18 protein-coding genes and 1 riboswitch are annotated in these 22,001 nt (G+C 74.3%); of the genes, 5 read left to right on the forward strand and 13 right to left on the reverse strand.

Features of this window, described 5'->3' with window-relative positions:
• The first annotated feature begins 24 nt into the window (after window positions 1–24).
• Window positions 25–3,672 (forward strand): fibronectin type III domain-containing protein, encoded by a 3,648-nt coding sequence (locus O7604_RS01975; protein ID WP_281578698.1) that lies wholly within the window; start codon window positions 25–27, stop codon window positions 3,670–3,672.
• A gap of 509 nt (window positions 3,673–4,181) precedes the next feature.
• Here O7604_RS01975 and O7604_RS01980 read toward each other — a convergent pair.
• The 7 genes from O7604_RS01980 to O7604_RS02010 all read right to left on the reverse strand — a co-directional run bounded on the left by O7604_RS01980 (window position 4,182) and on the right by O7604_RS02010 (window position 10,310).
• On the reverse strand, window positions 4,182–4,943 hold the full coding sequence (locus tag O7604_RS01980; protein WP_269701308.1) for a hypothetical protein: 762 nt from the start codon (window positions 4,941–4,943) through the stop codon (window positions 4,182–4,184).
• 16 nt (window positions 4,944–4,959) lie between these two features.
• The gene (locus O7604_RS01985) at window positions 4,960–5,811 is read right to left on the reverse strand and encodes a PspA/IM30 family protein (protein WP_269701309.1); all 852 of its coding nucleotides are present in this window, start codon (window positions 5,809–5,811) and stop codon (window positions 4,960–4,962) included.
• A 127-nt stretch (window positions 5,812–5,938) separates the two neighbouring features.
• A complete protein-coding gene (locus O7604_RS01990; RefSeq protein WP_269701311.1) occupies window positions 5,939–6,388 on the reverse strand; it encodes a helix-turn-helix transcriptional regulator in 450 nt (149 codons plus the stop codon).
• A 200-nt stretch (window positions 6,389–6,588) separates the two neighbouring features.
• Window positions 6,589–7,134 (reverse strand): CinA family protein, encoded by a 546-nt coding sequence (locus O7604_RS01995; RefSeq protein WP_269701312.1) that lies wholly within the window; start codon window positions 7,132–7,134, stop codon window positions 6,589–6,591.
• Window positions 7,135–7,205: 71 nt separating this feature from the next.
• Window positions 7,206–7,787 (reverse strand): CDP-diacylglycerol--glycerol-3-phosphate 3-phosphatidyltransferase, encoded by a 582-nt coding sequence (gene pgsA / locus O7604_RS02000; protein ID WP_281578699.1) that lies wholly within the window; start codon window positions 7,785–7,787, stop codon window positions 7,206–7,208.
• Window positions 7,788–7,834: 47 nt separating this feature from the next.
• The gene (rimO, locus tag O7604_RS02005; protein ID WP_281578700.1) at window positions 7,835–9,337 is read right to left on the reverse strand and encodes a 30S ribosomal protein S12 methylthiotransferase RimO; all 1,503 of its coding nucleotides are present in this window, start codon (window positions 9,335–9,337) and stop codon (window positions 7,835–7,837) included.
• 49 nt (window positions 9,338–9,386) lie between these two features.
• Complete coding sequence (locus O7604_RS02010) at window positions 9,387–10,310, reverse strand: ornithine cyclodeaminase family protein (protein ID WP_281578701.1); 924 nt, start codon at window positions 10,308–10,310, stop codon at window positions 9,387–9,389.
• 96 nt (window positions 10,311–10,406) lie between these two features.
• A riboswitch (guanidine-III (ykkC-III) riboswitch) is annotated at window positions 10,407–10,472 on the forward strand.
• A gap of 59 nt (window positions 10,473–10,531) precedes the next feature.
• Between O7604_RS02010 and O7604_RS02015 the strand changes: the two genes are divergently transcribed.
• Window positions 10,532–10,846 (forward strand): SMR family transporter, encoded by a 315-nt coding sequence (locus tag O7604_RS02015; RefSeq protein ID WP_091419776.1) that lies wholly within the window; start codon window positions 10,532–10,534, stop codon window positions 10,844–10,846.
• 84 nt (window positions 10,847–10,930) lie between these two features.
• Window positions 10,931–11,173: a hypothetical protein gene (locus O7604_RS02020; protein ID WP_013474454.1), complete on the forward strand. Its 243-nt coding sequence runs from the start codon at window positions 10,931–10,933 to the stop codon at window positions 11,171–11,173.
• Between the two features lie 63 nt (window positions 11,174–11,236).
• Here the strand turns inward: O7604_RS02020 and O7604_RS02025 are convergent, their stop codons facing one another.
• Window positions 11,237–13,693 (reverse strand): DNA translocase FtsK, encoded by a 2,457-nt coding sequence (locus O7604_RS02025; RefSeq protein WP_269701320.1) that lies wholly within the window; start codon window positions 13,691–13,693, stop codon window positions 11,237–11,239.
• A 113-nt stretch (window positions 13,694–13,806) separates the two neighbouring features.
• Between O7604_RS02025 and O7604_RS02030 the strand changes: the two genes are divergently transcribed.
• Complete coding sequence (locus O7604_RS02030; protein ID WP_281578702.1) at window positions 13,807–14,286, forward strand: YbjN domain-containing protein; 480 nt, start codon at window positions 13,807–13,809, stop codon at window positions 14,284–14,286.
• Window positions 14,283–15,926, forward strand: a complete 1,644-nt coding sequence (locus O7604_RS02035; protein WP_281578703.1) for a YbjN domain-containing protein — start codon at window positions 14,283–14,285, stop codon at window positions 15,924–15,926. Before O7604_RS02030 ends, O7604_RS02035 begins: the two co-directional genes overlap by 4 nt.
• A 98-nt stretch (window positions 15,927–16,024) precedes the next feature.
• Here O7604_RS02035 and O7604_RS02040 read toward each other — a convergent pair whose 3' ends face one another.
• The 5 genes from O7604_RS02040 to O7604_RS02060 form a co-directional block, all read right to left on the reverse strand.
• On the reverse strand, window positions 16,025–17,575 hold the full coding sequence (locus O7604_RS02040) for a S1 family peptidase (protein WP_281578704.1): 1,551 nt from the start codon (window positions 17,573–17,575) through the stop codon (window positions 16,025–16,027).
• 173 nt (window positions 17,576–17,748) lie between these two features.
• Window positions 17,749–19,437 (reverse strand): ribonuclease J, encoded by a 1,689-nt coding sequence (locus O7604_RS02045; protein ID WP_269701327.1) that lies wholly within the window; start codon window positions 19,435–19,437, stop codon window positions 17,749–17,751.
• Window positions 19,438–19,488: 51 nt separating this feature from the next.
• The gene (gene dapA / locus O7604_RS02050) at window positions 19,489–20,415 is read right to left on the reverse strand and encodes a 4-hydroxy-tetrahydrodipicolinate synthase (protein WP_281578705.1); all 927 of its coding nucleotides are present in this window, start codon (window positions 20,413–20,415) and stop codon (window positions 19,489–19,491) included.
• Between the two features lie 52 nt (window positions 20,416–20,467).
• Entirely contained in the window at window positions 20,468–21,205 is a 738-nt protein-coding gene (gene thyX / locus O7604_RS02055) for an FAD-dependent thymidylate synthase (protein ID WP_026268015.1), read from the reverse strand.
• Window positions 21,206–21,277: 72 nt separating this feature from the next.
• On the reverse strand, window positions 21,278–21,997 hold the full coding sequence (locus O7604_RS02060; RefSeq protein WP_348651001.1) for a DUF2752 domain-containing protein: 720 nt from the start codon (window positions 21,995–21,997) through the stop codon (window positions 21,278–21,280).
• Window positions 21,998–22,001: the final 4 nt, after the last annotated feature.

Below are 22,001 nucleotides of genomic sequence, written 5' to 3' on the forward strand. Positions count from 1 at the left end.
CGCGCCCCGACCCCGGGGAGAGCCATGGTGCTGTTCCGCCGCAGCCGGCCCGGACGCCCGGACCGCGCCGCCGTCGTCGCCGTCGAGACCGCGCCCACCGGCGACCCGACGCCGGCCGGTTCCGTCGCGCCCGCCGTTCCGGCCGCCCGGGACGGCGACGACGAGCAAGGTCCGGCGCCTGCGAGCCTGGACCCGACCGCCGTCCCGCGCCTGTTCGGCCCGGTGCCGAACACCGCCGCCAGCCCGCTGCCCACGCTCGACCCGGACGGCCACCCGGTACCCGGCACCGGCATCCGCAAGTTCGTCGACCCGCTGCCGCTGCCCGGGCAGCCGGCCAGCGCCGGGCTCGGCGCCCGCCTGCCGGTCGCAGTCCCGGACACCATCACCTGGCCGGGCTGCGACTACTACGAGATCGGCCTCCAGGAGTACGCGCAGCGCCTGCACCGCGACCTGCCCGCCACCCGGCTACGCGGCTACCGGCAGCTCAACCTGGGCACCGACGCCTCCGGCCACAACACGGTCAGCCCACCCGACCGCCCCTGGCACCTCGGCCCGATGATCGTGGCCCGGCGGGGCCGCCCGGTCCGGATCAAGTTCATCAACCAGCTCCCCACCGGGCGAGCGGGCGAGCTGTTCCTACCTGTCGACGAGACGGTCGACGGCGCGGGTGCCGGGCCGCTCGACGGCCCCGCGCCGTACCCGCAGAACCGGGCCGTGCCGCACCTGTCCGGCGCGCAGACCGGGTGGATCAGCGCCGGCAACCCGTGGCAGTGGATCACCCCGGCCGGGGAGATCACGCCGTACCCGGCGGGTGCCTGTGTGACGCCGGTACCGGACATGCCGCCGCCCGGCGCGGGCGCCACCACGCTGTACTTCCCGAACGACCAGAGCGGCCGCCTCATGTGGCTGCACGACAACACGCTCGGCCTGTCCCGGCTCACCGTCTACTCCGGCCAGATCGCGCTCTACCTGCTCACCGACCCGGCCGAGGAACGGCTCGTCGACGACGGCGTGCTGCCCGCCGACCAGTTCCCGCTGGTGATCGAGGACAAGACGTTCGTGCCCGACGACGCGCAGCTCGCCGCCCAGGACCCCACCTGGGACCGGGACCGCTGGGGCGCCAAGGGCAGCCTCTGGCACCCGCACGTCTACCAGCCCCGGCAGAACCCGTACCGGCTCACCGGCACCAACCCGACCGGCCGCTGGGACTACGGGCCGTGGACCCACGACCCGGACGGCGGCGCCAGCCCGTGGGTCGCCCCGGTGCCGAACCCGCACCACGACCCCGACACCGACCCGGACGAGCCGCCGCTGGTGCCGGGCGTGCCGCACCCGTCGGCGGTCCCCGACGCGTACGGCGACACCCCGCTCGTCAACGGCGTGGCCTACCCGTACCTGGAGGTCGCGCCGCGGGCGTACCGGTTCCGGATCCTCAACGCCTGCGCGGACCGCGCGCTCAACCTCCAGCTCTACCGGGCCGCCTCGGACGCGCCGATGTGGGCCGAGGACGGCAGTCCCGCCGACCCGGACGCCGGTGAGGTGCCGATGGTCGAGGCGGTCCGCGCGCCGGGACGGCCCGCGTACTGGCCGGCGGACGGACGCGACGGAGGCGTACCCGACCCGGCCGCCGCCGGGCCCGAGATGATCCAGATCGGCAACGAGGGCGGCCTGCTCCCCGCCCCCGTGGTGCTGACGAACCGGCCGGTCGACTACCGGTACGACAGGCAGGACCCGACCGTGCTCAACGTGGACGGGCACGCGCTGCTGCTCGCCCCCGGCGAACGGGCCGACGTGGTGGTGGACTTCTCCACGGTGCCGCCGGGCAGCACGCTCATCCTCTACAACGACTGCCCCGCGCCGCTGCCCCGGTTCGATCCGCGCCACGACCACCACACCGGCGCGCCCGACCGGACCGCCGCCGGTGGCCTGCCGCCGACCTGCCCCGGGTACGGCCCGAACACGCGCACGCTGCTCCAGATCCGGGTGACCGGCACCCCGGCCCAGCCGTACGACACGCGACGGCTCGCCGAGCGGCTACCCGGGGCGTACGCCCGCAGCCAGCCGCCGCCGATCGTGCCGCACCCGGCGTACGACGCCGCGATCGGCACCTCCACCCCGCACCCGACGCTCGTTCCCGCGCGGGCCACCTCGGTCACGTTCACCCCGGCGGGCGCGACCGCCCCGGTCACCTTGCCGCTGGCGGTCAAGTCCGTCGGGCAGGTGTTCGAGCCGCGGCACGGCCGCGCGGTGGGACGGCTCGGCGTCGGCCACCCGGTCAGCGCGCCGCTCACCCCGGCCACGCTGCCGCTGGGGCCGGCCGACCCGGCCACCGAGGTGCTGCACGCCACCGATCCGGCCCTGGCGGTCGGCGCCCCCGGCGACGGCACGCAGCTCTGGCGGATCGTCGGCGACGCCCCCCGTACCCACCCGGTGCACATCGAGGGCTGCGACGTGCAGTTGGTCAACCGGGTCGGCTGGGACGGCACGGTCCGCCCGCCGGACCCGGGCGAGTTGGGCTGGAAGGACACCGTCCGGGTCAACCCCCGGGAGGACGTCGTGGTGGCGCTGCGTCCCGTACCGCCCGCCCTGCCGTTCAAGATCGGCGACAGCGTACGGCTGCTCGACCCGACCCGCCCGCCCGGCGCGCGCCTGGACGCCGGCCCGGTCAGCCCCGTCGACGGCCGCCCCGCGATCGTGGTGAACCAGCTGGTCAACCTCGGCTGGGAGTACCGCTGGCAGACCCGCTCGGCCGGACTGCGCGACCAGGGCATGAGCCGCCCGCTGGTGGTGCGCGTGGCACCCAAGGCGCCGACCGGGCTCACCGCCACCCCGGCGCCCGGCAGCGCCACCGCGCTCCCCGCCATCGCGCTGACCTGGACCGGCAACGGCAGCCGGCCCGTACCCACCAGCCACCGGCTGCAACGCGCCACCGACAGCACCTTCACCACCGGGCTGACCGAGATCACGGTGGCCGCCACCGCCACCCGGTACACCGACGCCACCGTCACCCCCGGCGTCACCTACCACTACCGGATCCGCGCCGAGAACGCGGTGAGCTGCTCGTCCTGGTCCAACGCCGTACCGGCGGCGGTGCACCTGGCCGCGCCGACCCGGGTGACAGCGGTGCTGCCGCCGACCGGGCCGCTGCGGGTGGCGCTGCGCTGGGCCAACCACTCCTTCGCCACCGGAGTGGACGTGCAGCGGGCCACCAACCCGACGTTCACCAGCGGGCCGGGCACCACGGCCATCGCCGTGGGCGAGTCCCACGTGGACCCGGCGGTCGCGCCGGACACCACGTACTACTACCGGGTACGCACGACGTACCTGGGCGCCGCCTCACCCTGGTCGACTGTGGCCACCGTGACCACCCCGGCCCGCCCGGTCGCACCGACCGGATTGAGCGTCACCGCCGGCGTGTCCGGGCCGGACACCGCCACCGTGACGGTGAGCTGGTCGGCGCCGACCCCGGCCGGGCCGGGTGCCGGGTTCGTCGTGCAGCGCGCCACCGACGCCGCCTTCACGCGCGAGCCGGCGACGTTCCACGTGACCGGCCGCGGCTTCACCAACACGGGTCTGGCCCGCGGTGTGACCTACCACTACCGGGTCAGAGCCACAAACGTCGTAGGCACCTCCCCCTGGACTCCCCCAGCCCAGAAAACCACCCCCACCTGACCGCCCTCGTCCGGGTCGATCATGAAGTTGACGGCAGATTCGAAGATCAACACCCCCGCCAACTTCATGATCACCGGGGCGAGGGCCGCTCGCCCTCGCCCTGGCCCGACCCTCGCCCTGGCCCCGGCCCCGGTGATCAAGGAGTTTGTGTCCAGATCGGGCTCACCGGAGGACACAAACCCCTTGATCACCGCGCGGCAGAGAGCGCACAGGGCGCAGATAGCGGAGAGACCGCGCGGGTGCGGGGCCCAGGGGCGCGCGAGGGCAGGACGCCGGGCGCCAGCGCCACCGCCCCGTGCGGGGAACCCCGTTGATCATGAGGTTGGCGGCAGAAATGGGGATCCAAAATGCCGTCAACCTCATGATCGTGCGTGTCAGGGGCCGGTCCGGGGCGCCCGGGGCGGTGATCAAGGGGTTCGTGTCCGGATTTGGTCGGCGGGAGGACACTAACTCCTTGATCAACGGGGAAGGCGCAGCCGCAGCCGGGCGGGGAGCCGCCGAGGGGACTGTCAGGGGGCTCGGAGGGGGGTGCGGAGTTCGGCCAGGGCGGAGGCCACGCCGTGCAGCAGGTCGGTGGCCTCGGTCAGGCGCGCGGCGGACGGGTGCTCGGTGTTGGGGCGCGCGTCCTCGGCCACGTAGCCGGCGGCGGCCACCACCAACCGCTCGTACGCGGCCACCCCGTCCTCCAACTGCGCCACCAGCGTCGCGTGCACCTCGTTCAGGGTGCTCTGCGGGGTCAGCTTCGCCGCACGTTCCACGCTCGCCACCCGGGTCGCCAGCTCCCGCAGGGACCGGTCGGCCTCGGCCGCCTCCCGGACCGCCGGCTCGGCCAGCCCGGTCAGCCGTCCGGCCAACCCGGCCAGGGTGAGCGCGGCCCGGTCCAGCCGGGCCCACGGCTCGGCCGCGGCGGTGCCGCGCAGCGCGAGGCGGGAACGGACCCGGCGTACCTCGGCCACGACGCCCGGCCCGACGGGCAGCCGCTCGACGGCGGCGACCAGCCGGGCGCGGGAGCGGGCGGCGGCTTCGGCCGGGTCCAGCGCGGGCGGTGGCGGCACGGCGGCCAGCGCCCGGTGGTCGACCCAGCGCCAGGCGGCCACCGCGATCGCGCTGCCCGCGGCGCCGGCCCAGGCCGCGTCCGCCAGACCCAGTCCGGCGTACGGGGTGAGCACCGCGGCGGCGCCGCCGAGCCCTCCGGCCAGGACGCTCCAGCGCCGCGCCGAGTTACGCAGCCTGCGCAGCCTCCGGAAGTGCCGGGCCCGTTCGTCCGCCATCGTGTCCGCCCCTCCGTCAGCCGGTAGTGGTCTCCCCGGTGCCGCGCTCCCGGCTCATGCTGGCCCGGATCTCGTCGAGCCGGGCGGCGGCGGCCGGGTCGGCCGGCTGCCCCACGGCGGGGGTCTCGGACCGGCTGCCGAGCTGCTCGCCGGCCATGCTCGACCGGATCTGTTCCAGTCTCGCCGATCCGGCCGAGTCGAGCGTGGCCTTCTGGATCTCCAGCATCCGGCCCTCGACCGAGTTGCCGGCCAGCTCGGCCCGGCCCATGGCGGTGGCGTAGCGGCGTTCGATCCGGTCGCGTACCTCGTCCAGCGAGGGGGTGTTGGCGGGCGCGGTGAGCGACGACATCGACTCCAGCGAGCGGGCCACGCTCTCCTGCATCTTGGCCTGCTCCAGCTGGCTGAGCAGCTTGGTGCGCTCGGCCAGCTTCTGCTGGAGGATCATCGAGTTGTTCTCGACCGCCTTGCGGGCCTGTGCGGCCGCGCCGAGCGCCTGGTCGTGCAGTGTCTTGAGGTCTTCCAGCGCCTGCTCGGCGGAGACCAGCTGGGTGGCCAGCATCTGGGCGGTCTGCTCGTAGCGCCCGGCCTCGGCCTCGTCGCCCTTGCCCCGGGCCTGGTCGGCCACCGCGAGCGCCTGCCGCGCGTTGCCCTGGAGCTGTTCCACCTCGGTCATCTGCCGGGACAGCTTCATCTCCAGCTGGCGCTGATTGCCGATCACCGCGGCCGCCTGCTGCACCAACGCCTGGTGCTGGCGCTGTGCCTCCTCGACGGCCTGCTGGATCTGCACCTTCGGATCGGCGTGCTCGTCGATCTTCGCCCCGAAGAGCGCCATCAGGTACTTCCAACCCTTGACGAACGGGTTCGCCATCTCCGCCTCGTCCCCTCAGTAGCGTCGCGTCTACATCGTCCCAGCCGGACGCCACTCCGGCACCCGTACGCTCCTGATCAACAGTACGACGCGAACGCCAGCACCGCCCACGCCGCGACGGGCCGGGTCAGGCGGCGCAGACCACGTCCCGCTCGGCGGGGCGTACCCGGGTGCTGCGCAGCGTGGCCTTGAGCGGCGAGTCCTGCCGGACCTGGACGGCGACACCGCCGTCGGAGGTGACCTGCCGGACACCGCGGTTGGTGGCCTTGCGCACGGCGGCGGGGGCCACCGCGGCCGGCTCGACCCGCTCGTCGGCCACCGGAACCAGCACGCCGGGCATCTGCTCGGCCAGGGCGACGGTGTCGCTCACCTCGCGGAGCAGCTCGGACAGGCGGGCGCCGAGCGCGTCGCAGATCGCTGCCAGCAGTTCGCTCGAGGGTTCCTTCTGGCCGCGTTCGATCTCGGAGAGGTAGCCCAGGCTGACGTTGGCGGCGGAGGAGACCTCGCGGAGGGTGCGGTGCTGCCCTTGCCTGCGTGCTCGCAGCGCGTCACCGATCACCCGGCGTAGCAGGACCATCGCACCTCCCCCTGAACGGGAACACCATCCCCGGCCGATATCGCGTCGCGCCGGACGCGGCGGACCGCTCCCGGCGCCGACGGCGACCGCCGGAGCCTTCCCGCAACCGTACCCGTTGGCCGCCACGACGACATCCCACCCCGCCTTTCGAAAATCCGGACGGAGCGACCGTCCGCCGGGCGCGTCGACGCCGGACCGGCTCACCGGCGGCCGGTCCCGGCCGCCTCGGCGGCGTCGGCGTCCTCGGGGAGCTGGATGCGGTCGGCGAGCAGGCGCAGCGCCTCGATCACCGCGGCCGCGCGGATGTGGTCGCGTCCGCCGCCGAGGTCGAGCCGGCGTACCTGTGTGCCGTCCGGTCCGGCGACCGCCACGTAGACCAGGCCGACAGGCTTGTCGTCCTGCGGCTCCGGCCCGGCCACGCCGGTGGTGGCGAGGCCCCAGTCGGCGCCGCAGCGCTCCCGTCCGCCCTCGGCCAGCGCGGCCGCCACGTCCGGATCGACCGGGCCGCGGTCGGCCAGCAGATCCTCCGGTACGCCGGCGAGCGTCGCCTTGAGTTCGGTGGCGTAGACCACCATGCCGCCCCGGTAGATGGAGCTGACCCCGGCGATCTCCACGATCGCGGCGGCGAGCAGTCCGCCGGTCAGCGACTCGACGGTGGCCAGCGTCTCGCCGCATTCGTGCAGCCGGTGCACCACGGCGGCCGCCGGGCTGCCGGCGGGCCGCTGGTTTCTCGCGTCGGTGTCCATGCCCGCCCCCATTTCCCGCACCACGCCGGCTTACTCGTCGGCCGCCCGGATCGCCGGATCCGCCGACCGGCTCAACGGGCCGGGCGCCGCAGCCGCAACGCCTGGGCGATGTAGTCGAACCCGGTGACCACGGTGACCACCACGGCCGCCCCCATGATCCACGGCCCGACCGCGGCGAGCGCCGCCGGCATCGGCCAGAGGTACCAGGTGATCGCCAGGATCTGCAGCGCCGTCTTGACCTTGCCGCCCCGGCTGGCCGCGATCACGCCGTGCCGGATCACCCAGAAGCGCAGCGCGGTGATGCCCAGCTCACGGGCCAGGATGACCACCGTCACCCACCAGGGCAGCCGGTCGTAGACGGAGAGCAGCACCAGGGCGGCGCCGGTGAGCGCCTTGTCGGCGATCGGGTCGGCGACCTTGCCCAGCGAGGTGACCAGTTCGTACCGGCGGGCGATCCAGCCGTCGACCAGGTCGGTCGCGGAGGCCACCGCGAAGATCAGGCAGGCCGCCATCTGCCAGCCCGCGTGGCTCATGCCGGAGGCGATCACGGTGGCCGCGAAGACCGGCACCAGCATCAGGCGCGCGCCGGTGAGCACGTTCGCCGCGTTGAGCAGGGGTACGGGGGCAGCGGCCGTCGACTCCGCTCCCGTCATGTCCCGCATCGCCCCACGTGGCTTCCCCGCTCCATCAGGGCCCGCCGTCACCGTACCGCGCCGGGCGCCGCCGAGATCATCTCATCCGGTACGGCGACCAGGTCCACGCCCTCGGTCGCCGTCACCGTGGCCCGGACCAGGTCACCGGGGCGCAGCGCGGCCAGATCGACCCCGCCGCCGACGGGCGCGACGAGGGTGGTCGAGCCGTCGACCTCGGGCGCCTGGTGGGCGGCCCGCCCCTCCACCACGCCGTCGGCGGTCGAGTCCACGAGCACCTCCACCGTCGCGCCGAGGCGCTCCTCGGCGCGTTGCGAGCAGAGTTCGTCGGCCAGCGCGCTGAGCTTGTCGTACCGCCGCTTGATCGTGGCGGCGGAGACCTTGCCGGTCAGGCCGGCGGCCTCGGTGCCGTCCTCGTCGCTGTAGTCGAACATGCCGATCGCGTCCAGCCGCGCCTCGGTCAGGAACCGGACCAGCTCGGCCACGTCCTGCTTCGTCTCGCCGGGGAATCCGACGATGAAGTTGCTGCGCGCGCCCGCCTCCGGCGCCAGCGCGCGGGCGGAGGCGAGCAGCTCCAGGAACCGGTCGGTGGAGCCGAAGCGGCGCATCCGGCGCAGCACCGGCTCGCTGGAGTGCTGGAACGACAGGTCGAAGTACGCGGCCACGCCCGGCGTGGTGGCGATCACCTCAACCAGGCCGGGCCGGGTCTCGGCGGGCTGGAGGTAGCTGGCGCGGACCCGCACGATCCCGTCGATCGCGGCGAGCTGCGGCAGCAGCTTCTCCAGCGCGCGCGGGTCGCCCAGGTCCTTGCCGTACGAGGTGGAGTTCTCGCTGACCAGCACCAGCTCCCGGACGCCGGTCTTGGCCAGCCACTCGGCCTCGGCGAGCAGCTCGTCGGGGGTACGCGAGACGAACGCGCCGCGGAAGGCCGGGATGGCGCAGAACGCGCACCGCCGGTCGCAGCCGCTGGCGAGCTTCAGCGAGGCCACCGGGCCGGTGTCGAGCCGGTGCCGCAGCACCTGCCGCAGGTGGGCCGGAGTGTGCGCGTCGGTCTCCGGTGTGACCCGGGCCGGGGTGCCGTGCCCGGGTAGCGACACCGCCGCGTCGCGGCGTTTCACCGGGGTCAGCGGCAGCAGCTCCCGCCGGTCGCGCGGGGTGTGCGCGCCGATCGCCTCGCCGGCCAGCACCGAGTCGAGGCGGGCGGCGATGTCCGGGTAGTCGTCGAAGCTCAGCACCGCCTGCGCCTCGGGGAGACTGTCGGCCAGCTCACGGCCGTACCGCTCGGCCATGCACCCGGCGGCGACGACCTTCGCGCCGGTGTCGGCGGCGGCGAGCAGCGTCTGGATCGAGTCCTGCTTGGCCTTCTCGACGAACCCGCAGGTGTTCACCACCACCACGTCGGCGCCCTCGCCGTCGGTGGTGACCTGCCATCCGTCGGCGTGCAGCCGGGCGGCCAGTTCCTCCGAGTCGACCTCGTTACGGGCGCAGCCGAGGGTCAGCAGGGCGACGCGGCGCCCGTCGGTTCGCGGGGTGGAGGAGGAGGCAGACACCATCCGAGGGTACCGGGCCGGTTCCGGAGTGCCGCGCACCCGTCCGGCCGGTTCAGCGGGCGGGAACGGCCACCCGGGCCAGCCGGTCGAGGAGGAACACCTCCGTGCCGGCCAGGCCGGTGGAGCAGAAGACCGAGATCTGGTCCGCGGTGGTCCGGCCGGGAACCGCGCCGGCCAGCACCGCGCCCAGGTCGCGCAACCGCCCGGCGTACGGCTCGACGGCGGCCAGCATCGGCGGGACGTACGCGGTGGCCTGCCCGGGTGAGTCGGTGACCATCAGATCGGCGGCGTCGAGCAGGTCGGGGCCGAACTCGTGCCGGTCGACCTGCTTGAAGCCGACCGTGTTGACGTGGGTGCCGGGGGCAAGATCGGCGGCGTCGAGCACCGGGGTGGTGCTGGTGGTGGCGAGCACCACGACGTCGCGGTCGCGTACCGCGGCGGCGGCCGAGCCGACGGCGCGGGCCGGCACGTCCAGCTCGGCGCGGACCCGCGCGGCGAACGCCTCCCGCCGGGCCGGCGAGCGGCTGTACACGGTCACCTCGCGCAGCGGGCGGACCGCCGCGGCGGCCCAGACCTGGGTCCACGCCTGCCGGCCGGACCCCACCACGCCGACCGTGGCGGCGTCCGCGCGGGCCAGCGCGTCGACCGCCACGCCACCGAGTCCTCCGGTACGCCGGGAGCCGAGTTCCTCGCCCACGGCGATGGCGCGTACCGCGCCGGTGTTCGCGTCGTGCAGCACGACCAGTTGACCGCTCTCCGGGTGGCCGAACGTGTCGTACGAGCGGAAGCCGTACCACTGCCCGGTGAGGTGCCCGGCGGTGAGCACCATCCGGCCCCCGTCCAGCGGCGCGGAAGCCCGGGGCGGGGCGATGAGCCGCCCCGCGTACGCGGCCAGCAGCGCGTCGCGCATGGCAGCGACGGTGAGCGGGGCGTCCACGGCGGCCGCGACGTCGTCGTCGGAGAAGAGCAGGGTCATGCCTTCCATCGTGCAACCTGAAGTTGACGTCAACTCCACCCGAGGTGGGCTTTCTCACCTCGCCGACGGTCCGCCCCGCCCGGTGCTACCGTCGGCCACGACGGCCCGCGGGCCGTCCCGGACGAGTGGTGGGCGTACCCGGTCAGGCCAAGACGCCCCGCGTGACCCAACCGCCGCCCGGCCCGCTCCGCGCCGGGCCCGCCCGTCAGAGGTGATGTCCCATGGCCTGGATCGTGCTGGTGATCTCCGGACTCCTGGAGACCGCGTGGGCGATCGCGCTGGACCGCAGCGCCGGCTTCACCCGTCCGCTCCCCTCCGCCGTCTTCGCCGTCACCCTGGTGGCGAGCATGGCCGGCCTGGCGTACGCGCTGCGCGACATCCCGGTCGGCACCGGTTACGCGGTGTGGGTCGGCATCGGCGCGGTGGGCACCGCGCTGGTCGGGATGCTCGCGCTGGGCGAACCGGTCAATCTGCCGCGCGTGGCCTGCCTGCTGCTGGTGGTGGCCGGTGTGATCGGACTGAAGCTGTTCGCCTGATCGCCCGCATCCGGTTTGGACGATGCGCCGCCCGGGGTACCCGGTCTCCCGTTGACCGACAGAGCGATCATCACGGAGGACCCCATGGCCGACATGCACGCCAGCGCCCGTCCGCGCAGCAACGCCGCCCGGATCTGCACGATCGTCGCGTTCGTCTTCGCGGCTCTCGCGATCTTCCTGTCCCCGCTGATCTTCGGCGTCCTCGGCCTGATCCTCGGCATCGTCGGCGCCGTCCTCGGTGACAAGCCGCTGGGCTGGTACGCCGCCGCCGCGAGCGTGGTCGGCGCGATCATCGGCGCCGTGCTCGTCGCCGCCCTGCTCAACTGACCCGGACCGCCGACGGCGGCTCCCACCTGACGGTGGGGGCCGCCGTCGTCCGTTGCGGGGCCGTCAGTCCTCGCCGCCGCGCAGGCCGGCCAGGACCTCCTCCAGCTCGTCCGGCTTGACCAGCACGTCGCGGGCCTTCGAGCCCTCGGACGGGCCGACCACGCCCCGGGTCTCCATCAGGTCCATCAGGCGGCCCGCCTTGGCGAAGCCGACCCGCAGCTTGCGCTGCAGCATCGAGGTCGACCCGAACTGCGAGGTGACCACCAGCTCGACCGCCTGCACGAGCAGGTCCAGGTCGTCGCCGATGTCCTCGTCGATCTTCTTCTTGCTGTCCTGCGCCGGGGCGAGCACGTCCGGACGGAACTCCGGCTCGCGCTGGTCCTTGCAGAACTTCACCACGTCGGCGATCTCGCGCTCGGTGACCCAGGCGCCCTGGATGCGCTGCGGCTTCGACGCGCCCATCGGCAGGAACAGGCCGTCGCCGCGGCCGAGCAGCTTCTCCGCGCCGGGCTGGTCCAGGATGACCCGGGAGTCGGCGAGCGAGGAGGTGGCGAACGCGAGCCGGGACGGCACGTTCGCCTTGATCAGGCCGGTGACCACGTCCACCGAGGGCCGCTGGGTGGCGAGCACCAGGTGGATGCCGGCGGCCCGGGCGAGCTGGGTGATCCGGACGATGGAGTCCTCCACGTCGCGCGGCGCGACCATCATGAGGTCGGCCAGCTCGTCCACGATCACCAGCAGGTACGGGTACGGCCGCATCTCCCGCTCGCTGCCCGGCGGCGCCTTGATCTCGCCGTTGCGGACCTTGCGGTTGAAGTCGTCGATGTGCCGGACCCCGTTGGCGGCGAGGTCGTCGTAGCGCATGTCCATCTCGCGGACGACCCACTCCAGCGAGTCGGCCGCCTTCTTCGGGTTGGTCACGATCGGCGTGACCAGGTGCGGGATGCCCTCGTAGCCGGTCATCTCGACGCGCTTCGGGTCGATCAGCAGCAGCCGCACCTCGTCCGGCGTGGCCCGGGTCAGGATGGACACCAGCAGCGAGTTGAGGCAGGACGACTTGCCCGCGCCGGTGGCGCCCGCGATCAGGATGTGCGGCATCTTCGCGAGGTTCGCGACCACGTAGCCGCCCTCGATGTCCTTGCCGAGCGCCACCACCATCGGGTGGTGGTCGCTGGTCGCCTCGCGTGAGCGCAGCACGTCGCCGAGCGACACGTTCTCCGGGTCGGTGTTCGGGATCTCCACGCCCACAGCGCTCTTGCCCGGGATCGGGCTGAGGATGCGGACGTCCGGCGACTTCACCGCGTACGCGATGTTGCGGGACAGCTGGGTGATCCGCTCGACCTTGACGCCCGGGCCCAGCTCCACCTCGTACCGGGTGACTGTCGGGCCGCGGGTGAAGCCGGTGACGGCGGCGTCCACGTCGAACTGCTCGAAGACGCCGGTGAGCGCGGCGATCACCTCGTCGTTGGCCTTGCTGCGGCTCTTCGGCTTGGCGCCGCTGCCGAGCAGGTTCGCCGGCGGCAGCGTGTAGTCGCCGGCCAGCCCGGTCAGCGCGAGCTGCTCGGCGCGGGTGGGCAGCGGCGAGTGCTCCGGCGGCTCGACCGGCTTGCGGTTCGCCGGCACCTTCGGCGGCTTGCGCGGCAGCACCAGGGTTTCCTGCAGATCGACGCCGGCCAGCTCGTCGTCCGGGTCCAGCGGCTCCAGCGGCGGCGGCATCCGCTTCGCCGGCCGCTTGCGGGCGGGCTTCGCCGGCGCCTCGTCCTCGGCGAACTCCTCGTCGGCGTCCGGCCCGGCCGGGTCGGCGCGCAGGCCGAGCCGCTCCGGGATCTTGTTGATCGGCGTCGCGGTGACCACGAGCAGGCCGAACACCAGCAGCAGGAGCAGCAGCGGCATGGCCACCCAGGCGGTCACCGCCGACTTCAGCAGGTCACCCACGCCCGCGCCGATCAGGCCACCGGCGAAGTCACGCTGGACCTCGTCGACCGGGTTCTGCCCGATGTGCAGCATCGCGGCGGTGGCCAGCATCATCGAGCCCCAGCCGACCAGGCCGCGACCGCGGTGCTCGGGATCGGCCGGGGTCCGCATCAGCCGCCACGCGCCGACCATGAACAGCACCGGAAGGATTATCGAGATGGCACCGATGAACAGCCGTACGGTGTCGGCCAGGTGCCGGCCCACCGGCCCGGCGCCGCCGCCCCAGATGCCCACCGCACTGAGGATGGCCAGGCCGAACAGCAGCAGCCCGGCGCCGTCGCGGCGGTGCTCCGGATCCAGCTCCCGGGTGGACGCGGCCTGCCGCCCGGCCGCCCGGAACGTCCAGCCGACCGTGTGCGCCAGTCCCATCCAGACGGCGCCGACCGCCCGGCCGACGAACGCGGCCGGGCTCGGCCCGGGAGCCGGTCGCCGCCGCGCCGGCTTTCGCGCCGCCGCCTTCTTCGCCGGTTGCCGGGCGCGGTTGTTCGTGGTGCCACGCGGCGACGCGCCGCGCCGCCGGCTCGCCTGAGAGGTACGGCCCGCCATAGAGTCACGGTAACGGCGGCACCCGGTGGATCGCCGCTTTTCCGGGTCGTGTCCGCGCGTCGCAGCACGGGTCGGACCGTCGTATGTGTTATTCGCCTCAGAAGGGATGCCCGATGGCGTCGCCGGAGATCGAGGACGGTCCGGACGGTCCGCTGGCCGGACACCCGCAGGAACTGCGCCCGCTGACCGGCGAGCTGATCGCCGCCGTGCTCGGCCACCGGGGGTACGCGGTGGTCGAGGAACCCGACGGCGCGCTGGTCGGCCGCTGGGAGCGGAACCTGATCTGGTTCCACCGCCGGGGCGCGGCCGGTGAGCTGCTCCAGGTGCGCACCGTCGTGGCGCACCACTTCGGCATCGAGCGCGTGCCCGAGCTGCACGCCTTCTGCAACACGTGGAACCACGACCGGCTCTGGCCGAAGGCGTACGTGCACGTCGCCGACGACGGGTCGGCCCAGGTGTGCGGCGAGGTCACCACCGACCTGGAACGCGGGGTGACGCCGCACCAGCTCGACCGGCTCGTCGACTGTGGCGTGACCACCGGGTGCCAACTCGCCGCCGCCGCCGACGAGCTGGCCGGCGGGACGCTCCGGTGACCACGGCACGCGACAGGGGGCTGGCCGCCGCGCTCGCCGACGCCCGGGACCGGCCCGACGGCGCGGAGCGCTGCGCCGAGCTGGAGCGGATCGCGTCGCGGGCGGACGCCACCGGCGACCCGCGTACCGCCCTGTCGGCGCGGTTCGCGCTGGTCGAGGCGTACCTGCACCGGGGCGAGCGGTGGCGTGCGGTGGAGCCGGTCCGGCGGATGCGGGCCACGCTGGACGGGAACGCCGGGCTGCTGGACGCCCGCCCCGACGAGTTGACCCAGTTGCGCCGGCACCAGCGGCAGGCGGTGGAGGCGTCGTTCGGCACGCCCCGGGTGGGCCTTGATCAGGCGCGGTCCCTGTTGGACACGCTCGCCGGTGAGCTGGGCGAGGACGCGGCACCGGTGGCGGAGCTGCGCTGCCGGCTCGCCGACCACCTCGGCGACGAACCGGCGGCCCGGCGCGCGTACGAGCGCTGGTCGGCGGCGGACGCGAACGACCCGGTCGGCGGGTGTGCCGGGTGCGCACCGGCACGGCGGGCCGACCTGCTGGCCGGCTGGGGCGAGCCGGACGCGGCACTGGCGGCGCTCGCGCCCGCGCTGGCCGGCTGGGTCGAGCCGCAGGCGCCACCGACCCGGCGGGGCGAACGGCAGGCGGCGGCCGGGACGACGGCCTGCACCGACCAGCCGGAACGGGCGCTCGCCGTGGGGCTGCTGCCGTGGCTGCGTACCGGCGCGGTGACGCGGGCGGCCCGGGCGCACGTGCGGGCGTACCGCAGGCACCGCGGTGAACGGACGGCGTTCCCGCTGCTCGCCGCGCACCTGCGCTTCTGCGCGCTGGGCGGCTACCTGCATCGTGGGCTGGAGATCCTCACCGAGCAACTGCCCGAACTGGACCGCCCGGCCGACGACCTGTCCGCGATGGAGTTCGCCGCGGCGGGCGCGCTGCTGTGCGGGCTGGCCACCGAGGCCGGGCTGGGCGGGCGGCGGATCCACCGTCCCGGGCACGGCGCCCGGCCGGCGGCCGAGGTGGACGTGGCGACGCTCGGTACGCAGTTGCAGGCGCTGGCGACGGCGCTCGCCGGCAGCTTCGACGCCCGCAACGGCACCGGGCACCAGTCCGGCCGGATCGCCTCCTGGCTGGCCGAGCGGCCGCTCGCCGCGCCGGTGTCGCTCGCTGCCGAGAGCGAGTTCGACGAGGAGCCGGACACCGACCCGGCCGAGCCCGGGCCGCCCGGACCGGAGGAACCGGCCCCGCTGGACGCGGCGCTGCTCGCCGCCGCGCTCGACGCCCGGGGCGAGCCGTACACGGCGGAGCCGGACGGCACGCTCGCCGGGCGGTGGGGCGACGCCACGATCCAGTTCCGCATCCTCGGCCGGCAGGGCGACGTGCTGCACGCCCGGGTGGTGGCGGAACGGCGGCTGCCGGCCGGGCGGCGCGCCGAGGCGTACGCGTTCTGCAACGCCTGGAACCACGACCGGCTGCTGCCCGCCGCGTACGTGCACGAGCCCGGCGACGGGACGCTGGTGCTGGCCGCGGGCGTCTCCACCGACCTGTCCTGCGGGGTGGCACCGGCGCAGCTCGCGGTGCTGGTGGCCGCCGCGGTCCGCACCGGCACCGCGTACGCCGAGGCGGTCGCCGCGCTGCCCTGAGCCGCCGCCCCGGCGCGCCGACGGACCGTGCCGCCGACGCGGCGCGGCCCCCGGCCACCGGGCGGTGGTGGTCGAGGGCCGCGGTCTGGGTGCGGCGATCAGCGGGCGGAAAACGCCAGCGTGTACTCGCCGGAGCCGGACAACCCGACGACGCGGTACCGGTAGGCACCGGCCGGCGTCTCGGCGGTCAGGCGGGCCGTGCCGTCGGCGGAGGTCGCGCGGGCCACGGTGCGGAACGCGCCTCCGGTGAAGCGTTGCAGCTCCAGCGCCACCCGGGCGCCGTCCGGCGCGGACAGGCACGCCTCCTGGGTGCCGTCGGGCACCCGGTAGAAGCGCCCGTCCGGCTGGATCTGGGTCCGTCCGGCGGCGATCCGGCCGGTCCGGCTCACCTGCCCGCTGCACTCGGTGTCGCCGGCCGGCGGGGTGGGCTCGGCGGTCGCGGGCGGGGTGGTCTCGCCGCCGCCCGCCGGCGGCTGCGTGGGCGCGGGCTGGTCGCCGGCGGTGACGAGGGTCAGGTTGTTGCGCTCGAGGATCTCGTTCACCGGCTGGAAGAACGTGGTGCCGCCCCGGGTGCAGTCGCCGGAGCCGCCCGAGGTGACGCCCTGCGCCTGGTCGCCGGAGAGCCACGCGCCGCCGGAGTCGCCCGGCTCGGCGCAGACGTTCGTCCGGGTCAGCCCGGTGACCGTGCCCTCCGGGTAGTTGACTGTGGCGTTCTTCGCCTGGATCAGGCCGCACCGGGTGCCGGTGGTGGAGCCGGACCGGCAGATCGACGCGCCCACCGGCGCCTCGGTGGAGCCGTTCACCGCCACCGTGCCGCCGTCGTTGAAGTCGGTCACCACGCCCTGCGGCGTCCAGTCGGCGTTCACCCGCACGAACGCCCAGTCGTCACCCGGGAACGAGGACGCGGCGAACGTGCCCTGGGCGACCCGGTTCGATCCGGTGGTGCGGTCCCCCGGCCGGCCGCAGTGCCCGGCGGTGACGAACCCGCCGACCACGGAGAAGCCCACCGAGCAGCGGCCGGCGTTGTTGATCAGGTAGGCGTCGCCGCCCCGAACGTCGAACAGCGGACGCGGGGCCTCGTCGGCGGTACGCACGCGGACCGTCGCGGCCTTCGAACCGGCGGCGGCGGCGAACCGGCGGCCGTCGGCCTCCGCGCCCGGCCGCGCGATCACGACCACCGCGTTGTCTGCCACGTCGACGTACCAGCCGGCCACGTCCGGGCTGGCGTCGGCGCCCGCCGCGTCCAGCCGGGACTTCACCGCGTCCAGCTCGGCGACGCCCCGCGCGACCCGCTTCGGGACCGCGCCCGCCGCGCGTACCCGGGCCTCACCGGCCGGGTCGGCCACCGCCACGGTGAGCGTGGCGCCGTCCGCGCTGAGCCAGCTGCCCCCGTAGCCGGCGCCGAGTTCGCCGCGCAGCCGAGTGACGGTGCCGGCCGCCCACCGCTCCGTCCGCAACCGCTTCACCGCCTGGTCGCGGGTCAGCGAGAGGTCGCGGCCCATCGCATCCAGGACCTCCGGCGCGACGCCGTCGGCCGCCGGCGCGGCCCGCCGGGGTTCCTCACCGGCGAACGACGGTACGGTCACCGCCGCCGTCAACCCGGCCGCCGCCACCAGTACGCCGATGGCTGTCATCCGTCTGCGGTCCATCCGCCACGCTCCTCCCGACCGGCGCAGGGGCAGCCGGCCGTCGGGAGGTACGGAGACGGACGCCGATCGGATGAGGGTGAGCGAAAGGTTTCGACGCGCCGTGTCGGGGCGTACCCGGAAAGCGACGGCGCCGGCCCACCGCGGACGGTGGACCGGCGCGCGGCGCGGTCGGGTCAGACCTCGACGACGGTCGGGACGATCATGGGCCGACGGCGGTACGCGTCGTTGACCCAGCGGCCCACCGTGCGGCGGACGATCTGCTGGAGCTGGTGCGGGTCGGTGATGCCGTCCGCGGCAGCCCGGTTCAGCGCCTCGGTGACCAGCGGGACCACCGGGTTGAACGCCTCCGGGTCCTCGGAGAAGCCCTTGGCCGAGACGGTCGGCCCGGCGACCACCTTGCCGGTGACCGAGTCGACCACCACTGTCGCGGCGATGAACCCGCCGTCGCCGAGGATCCGGCGCTCGGTGAGCAGCGACTCGCTCACGTCACCGACGGCGAGACCGTCGACGTAGACGTACCGGCTCTTGACCCGCCCGACCAGGCTGGCGCGGCCCTCGACCAGGTCGACCACGTCGCCGTCCTCGCAGAGCACGACCCGGTCCGGCGCGACGCCGGACTCGATGCCGAGCCGGGCGTGCGCCCGCAGGTGCCGCCACTCGCCGTGCACCGGCATCAGGTTGCTCGGGCGGACGACGTTGAGCAGGTAGAGCAGTTCGCCGGCCGGGGCGTGGCCGGAGACGTGCACCTTGGCGACGTCCTTGTGGACCACCACGGCGCCGGCCCGGGCCAGCCGGTTGATCACCCGGTAGACCGAGGTTTCGTTGCCGGGCACCAGCGAGGACGCCAGCACCACCGTGTCGCCGGGCGCGATGGTGATGTGCCGGTGGTCGCCGCTGGCCATCCGGCCCAGCGCGCTCATCGGCTCGCCCTGCGAACCGGTGGACATCAGCACGATCTGCTCGGGCGGCAGGTTCGTGGCCTCCTCGATCCCGACCACCAGGCCGGGCGGGATGTTCAGCAGGCCCAGGTCACGGGCGATGCCCATGTTGCGGACCATGGACCGGCCGATCAGCGCCACCTTGCGGCCGTGCTCGGACGCCGAGTCGAAGACCTGCTGCACCCGGTGCACGTGCGAGGCGAACGAGGCGACGATGATCCGCCCCTTGGCCTTTCCGAAGATCGAGTCGAGGACCGGGCCAATCTCCCGCTCCGGCGTGACGAAGCCGGGGATCTCCGCGTTCGTCGAGTCGGACAGCAGCAGGTCGACGCCCTCGGCGCCGAGCCGGGCGAACCCGGCCAGGTCGGTGATCCGCCCGTCCAGGGGAAGCTGGTCCATCTTGAAGTCGCCGGTGTGCAGCACCAGGCCGGCCGGGGTACGGATGGCCACCGCGAGCGCGTCCGGGATCGAGTGGTTCACCGCGAAGAACTCGCACTCGAACGGGCCCAGCCGTTCCCGGCCGCCTTCCCGCACGGTCAGCGTGTACGGCTGGATCCGCCGCTCGGCCAGCTTCGCCTCGACGAGCGCGAGCGTGAACTGGGAACCGACGAGCGGAATGTCCGGCTTGTGCGCGAGCAGGTACGGCACCGCGCCGATGTGGTCCTCGTGGCCGTGCGTGAGCACGATCGCCTGCACGTCGGCCAGCCGGTCCAGGATCGGAGCGAAGTCGGGCAGGATCAGGTCCACGCCCGGCTGCTCGACGTCGGGGAACAGCACCCCGCAGTCGACGATGAGCAGCTTGCCGTCGTACTCGAAGACGGTCATGTTCCGGCCGATGGCGCCGAGTCCGCCGAGCGGGATGATCCGCAGGCCGCCCTCGGGCAGCGGCGGGGGCAGTTCACCCTCGATGTGCGCCTCGGTCACGCGTCACCTCATTCTGCGACGCCGTCGCGCGGCGTCCGTCGTGTCGTTGATTCATTCGGGCAGGGGCAGGCCCGCCGCGGCGCAGTCGGCGCGCAGCTGGGCCAGTTCGTCACCGGTGGCGTCGACGAGCGGCGGCCGCACCGGACCGGCCGGGCGACCCTGCACCCCGAGGCCGGCCTTGACCAGGATCGTGCCCTGGGTGCGGAAGATGCCGGTGTAGAGCGGCAGCAACTGCCGGTGCAGGGCGAGCGCCCGGGCGTTGTCGCCCGCCTCGAACGCCTCGATCATCTGCTGGGTCAGCGCGCCGGTGAAGTGGGTGGAGGTGCCGACCACGCCGACCGCGCCGATCGACAGCATCGGCAGGGTCAGCGCGTCCTCGCCGCTGTAGTAGGCCAGGTCGGTGCGGCTGAGCACCTCCGCGGTGGCGAGCAGGTCGCTCTTGGCGTCCTTCACCGCGACGATCCGGCCGTGCTCGGCCAGCTTCACGAGCGTCTCGGTGGCGATCGCCACGCCCGTGCGGTGCGGGATGTCGTAGAGCATGACCGGCAGGCCGGTGGCGTCCGCGACGGTGGTGAAGTGACGCAGCAGACCGGCCTGCGGCGGCTTGTTGTAGTACGGCGTGACCACCAGCAGGCCGTGCGCGCCGGCCTTCTCGGCCTGCGTGGCCAGCTCGACGGTGTGCCGGGTGTCGTTGGTGCCCACCCCGGCGACGATGCGGGCCCGGTCGCCGACCGCCTCGACCACGGCACGGATCAGCGACTCCTTCTCCGCCTCCGTGGTGGTCGGGGACTCGCCGGTGGTGCCGTTGAGCACCAGCGCGTCGTTGCCCTGCTGGTCGACGAGGTATTCGGCGAGCCGGGCGGCGCCGTCGAGGTCCAGGCCGCCGTCCGGCGTGAACGGGGTCACCATGGCCGTCATCACTCGCCCGAACGGGCGCGACGCGCCCCGGCTGGGGGCGGCGGAGTGGTCGTGCGTCATGCTCACAACCTAGCGGACGGCCGCCGGTGACCCGGCGGCGAAGGGCGACGAGTCACTCGGCGTGCGGCGACGCTGCCACCTCGGTGCCGTCGGGCAGGGTGGAGATCTCGAAGTCGGCGAAGACGTTCGGCGCGACACCCTTGAGCTGGCGCAGGCACTCCACGGCCAGCTCGCGGATCTCCACGTCGGCGTGCTCGGTGGCGCGCATCTTCACGAAGTGGCGCCAGGCCCGGTAGTTGCCGGTCACCACGATCCGCGTCTCGGTGGCGTTGGGCAGCACCGCCCGGGCCGCCTGGCGGGCCTGCTTGCGGCGCAGCGTCGGGTTGGGCTCGTCGGTGAAGCGGGCCTCCAGCCCCTCCAGCAACTCGGTGTACGCCCGTACCGCCGCGTCGGTGGCCTCGACGAACTTCTTGTGCAGCTCCGGGTCGTCGGCGATCACCGACGGCTCGACCATCGCCGCGTCCCGCTCGGGCACGTAGCGCTGGGACAGCTGCGAGTAGGAGAAGTGCCGGTGCCGGATCAGCTCGTGCGTGAACGAGCGCGAGACGCCGCTGAAGTAGAAGCTCACCGAGCCGTGCTCCAGCACGCTCAGGTGGCCGACCTCCAGGATGTGCGCCAGGTAGCCGGCGTTGGTGGCGGTGGCCGGGTTCGGCTTCTTCCAGCTCTGGTAGCAGGCCCGGCCGGCGAACTCGGCGAGCGCCTGCCCACCGTCGGCGTCGGTGGACCACGGCACCTCTTCGGGTGCCTGGAACTGGGTCCACGCGATCAACTTGACCTGGGGCTGCACCATCTCCGGCATTCCTGCGACTGTAGTGGCCGCGCCGTCGCCGTGGAAATCGGGCACGCGGCCGTCCGGAACCGGTCAGACGTAGAGCGAGGTGAAGGGAGCCCAGGGCAGGTTGCGGACCACCGAGAAGACGCCCCAGGCGGCCAGGAACATGCCGATGACCTTGGGGCTGAACTGGATCTCGGGGAGCTTCCAGCCGAACGCCCGGTTACCCGCCCAGGCCACGAAGAGCCAGGCCAGGAACGGCAGCGCGAACACGAAGAGGAAGTGGTGGCGGGCCGCGGCGGGCAGGTCGGCGTGCAGCACGTACCAGAGCGCGCGGGTGCCGCCACAGCCCGGACAGTCGAGCCCGGTGGTCAGCTTGAGCAGGCAGGTCGGTGCGGCGTCCGGGTCGCTCCGGGTCGGGTCGCTGACCAGCGCGTACGCGATGCCGACGCCGACGCAGCCGAGCGCCGCGAGCGGCACCGCCCAGCGCGGGGCGCGGGCGTGCAGGCGCATCACCATCCGGGTGAACCGGTCGGCCTCGACCGGCTGGTACGCCGCCGGGTAACCCCCCGGCCACGGTGCTCCGGGCGCTCCGGGCGCTCCGGGCGCTCCGGGCGCTCCGGGCGCTCCGGGCGCTCCGGCGGGAGCGTGCGGACCGGCGTGCGAGTGCGTCTCGGCGTGCGAAGGCTGCCCGGCGTACGCGTAGGCGTGCGCCTCGCCCTGCGGCCCGGACTCCGGCTGCGCGTGCCCGTGCGGGTGCGACTCGGGGTGCGGGTCGGGCGCGGTGGCAGGCCGGTCAACGCTCGTCACGCGC

This window comes from Micromonospora sp. WMMA1947 (genome assembly GCF_027497355.1).
GTDB lineage: Bacteria > Actinomycetota > Actinomycetes > Mycobacteriales > Micromonosporaceae > Micromonospora.

Coding starts and splice junctions, on each gene's coding strand:
- O7604_RS01975 (WP_281578698.1), top strand. CDS start 25: ATGGTGCTGTTCCGCCGCAGCCGGCCCGGACGCCCGGACCGCGCCGCC.
- O7604_RS01980 (WP_269701308.1), bottom strand. CDS start 4,943: ATGGCGGACGAACGGGCCCGGCACTTCCGGAGGCTGCGCAGGCTGCGT.
- O7604_RS01985 (WP_269701309.1), bottom strand. CDS start 5,811: ATGGCGAACCCGTTCGTCAAGGGTTGGAAGTACCTGATGGCGCTCTTC.
- O7604_RS01990 (WP_269701311.1), bottom strand. CDS start 6,388: ATGGTCCTGCTACGCCGGGTGATCGGTGACGCGCTGCGAGCACGCAGG.
- O7604_RS01995 (WP_269701312.1), bottom strand. CDS start 7,134: ATGGACACCGACGCGAGAAACCAGCGGCCCGCCGGCAGCCCGGCGGCC.
- pgsA (WP_281578699.1), bottom strand. CDS start 7,787: ATGACGGGAGCGGAGTCGACGGCCGCTGCCCCCGTACCCCTGCTCAAC.
- rimO (WP_281578700.1), bottom strand. CDS start 9,337: ATGGTGTCTGCCTCCTCCTCCACCCCGCGAACCGACGGGCGCCGCGTC.
- O7604_RS02010 (WP_281578701.1), bottom strand. CDS start 10,310: ATGACCCTGCTCTTCTCCGACGACGACGTCGCGGCCGCCGTGGACGCC.
- O7604_RS02015 (WP_091419776.1), top strand. CDS start 10,532: ATGGCCTGGATCGTGCTGGTGATCTCCGGACTCCTGGAGACCGCGTGG.
- O7604_RS02020 (WP_013474454.1), top strand. CDS start 10,931: ATGGCCGACATGCACGCCAGCGCCCGTCCGCGCAGCAACGCCGCCCGG.
- O7604_RS02025 (WP_269701320.1), bottom strand. CDS start 13,693: ATGGCGGGCCGTACCTCTCAGGCGAGCCGGCGGCGCGGCGCGTCGCCG.
- O7604_RS02030 (WP_281578702.1), top strand. CDS start 13,807: ATGGCGTCGCCGGAGATCGAGGACGGTCCGGACGGTCCGCTGGCCGGA.
- O7604_RS02040 (WP_281578704.1), bottom strand. CDS start 17,575: ATGGACCGCAGACGGATGACAGCCATCGGCGTACTGGTGGCGGCGGCC.
- dapA (WP_281578705.1), bottom strand. CDS start 20,415: ATGACGCACGACCACTCCGCCGCCCCCAGCCGGGGCGCGTCGCGCCCG.
- thyX (WP_026268015.1), bottom strand. CDS start 21,205: ATGGTGCAGCCCCAGGTCAAGTTGATCGCGTGGACCCAGTTCCAGGCA.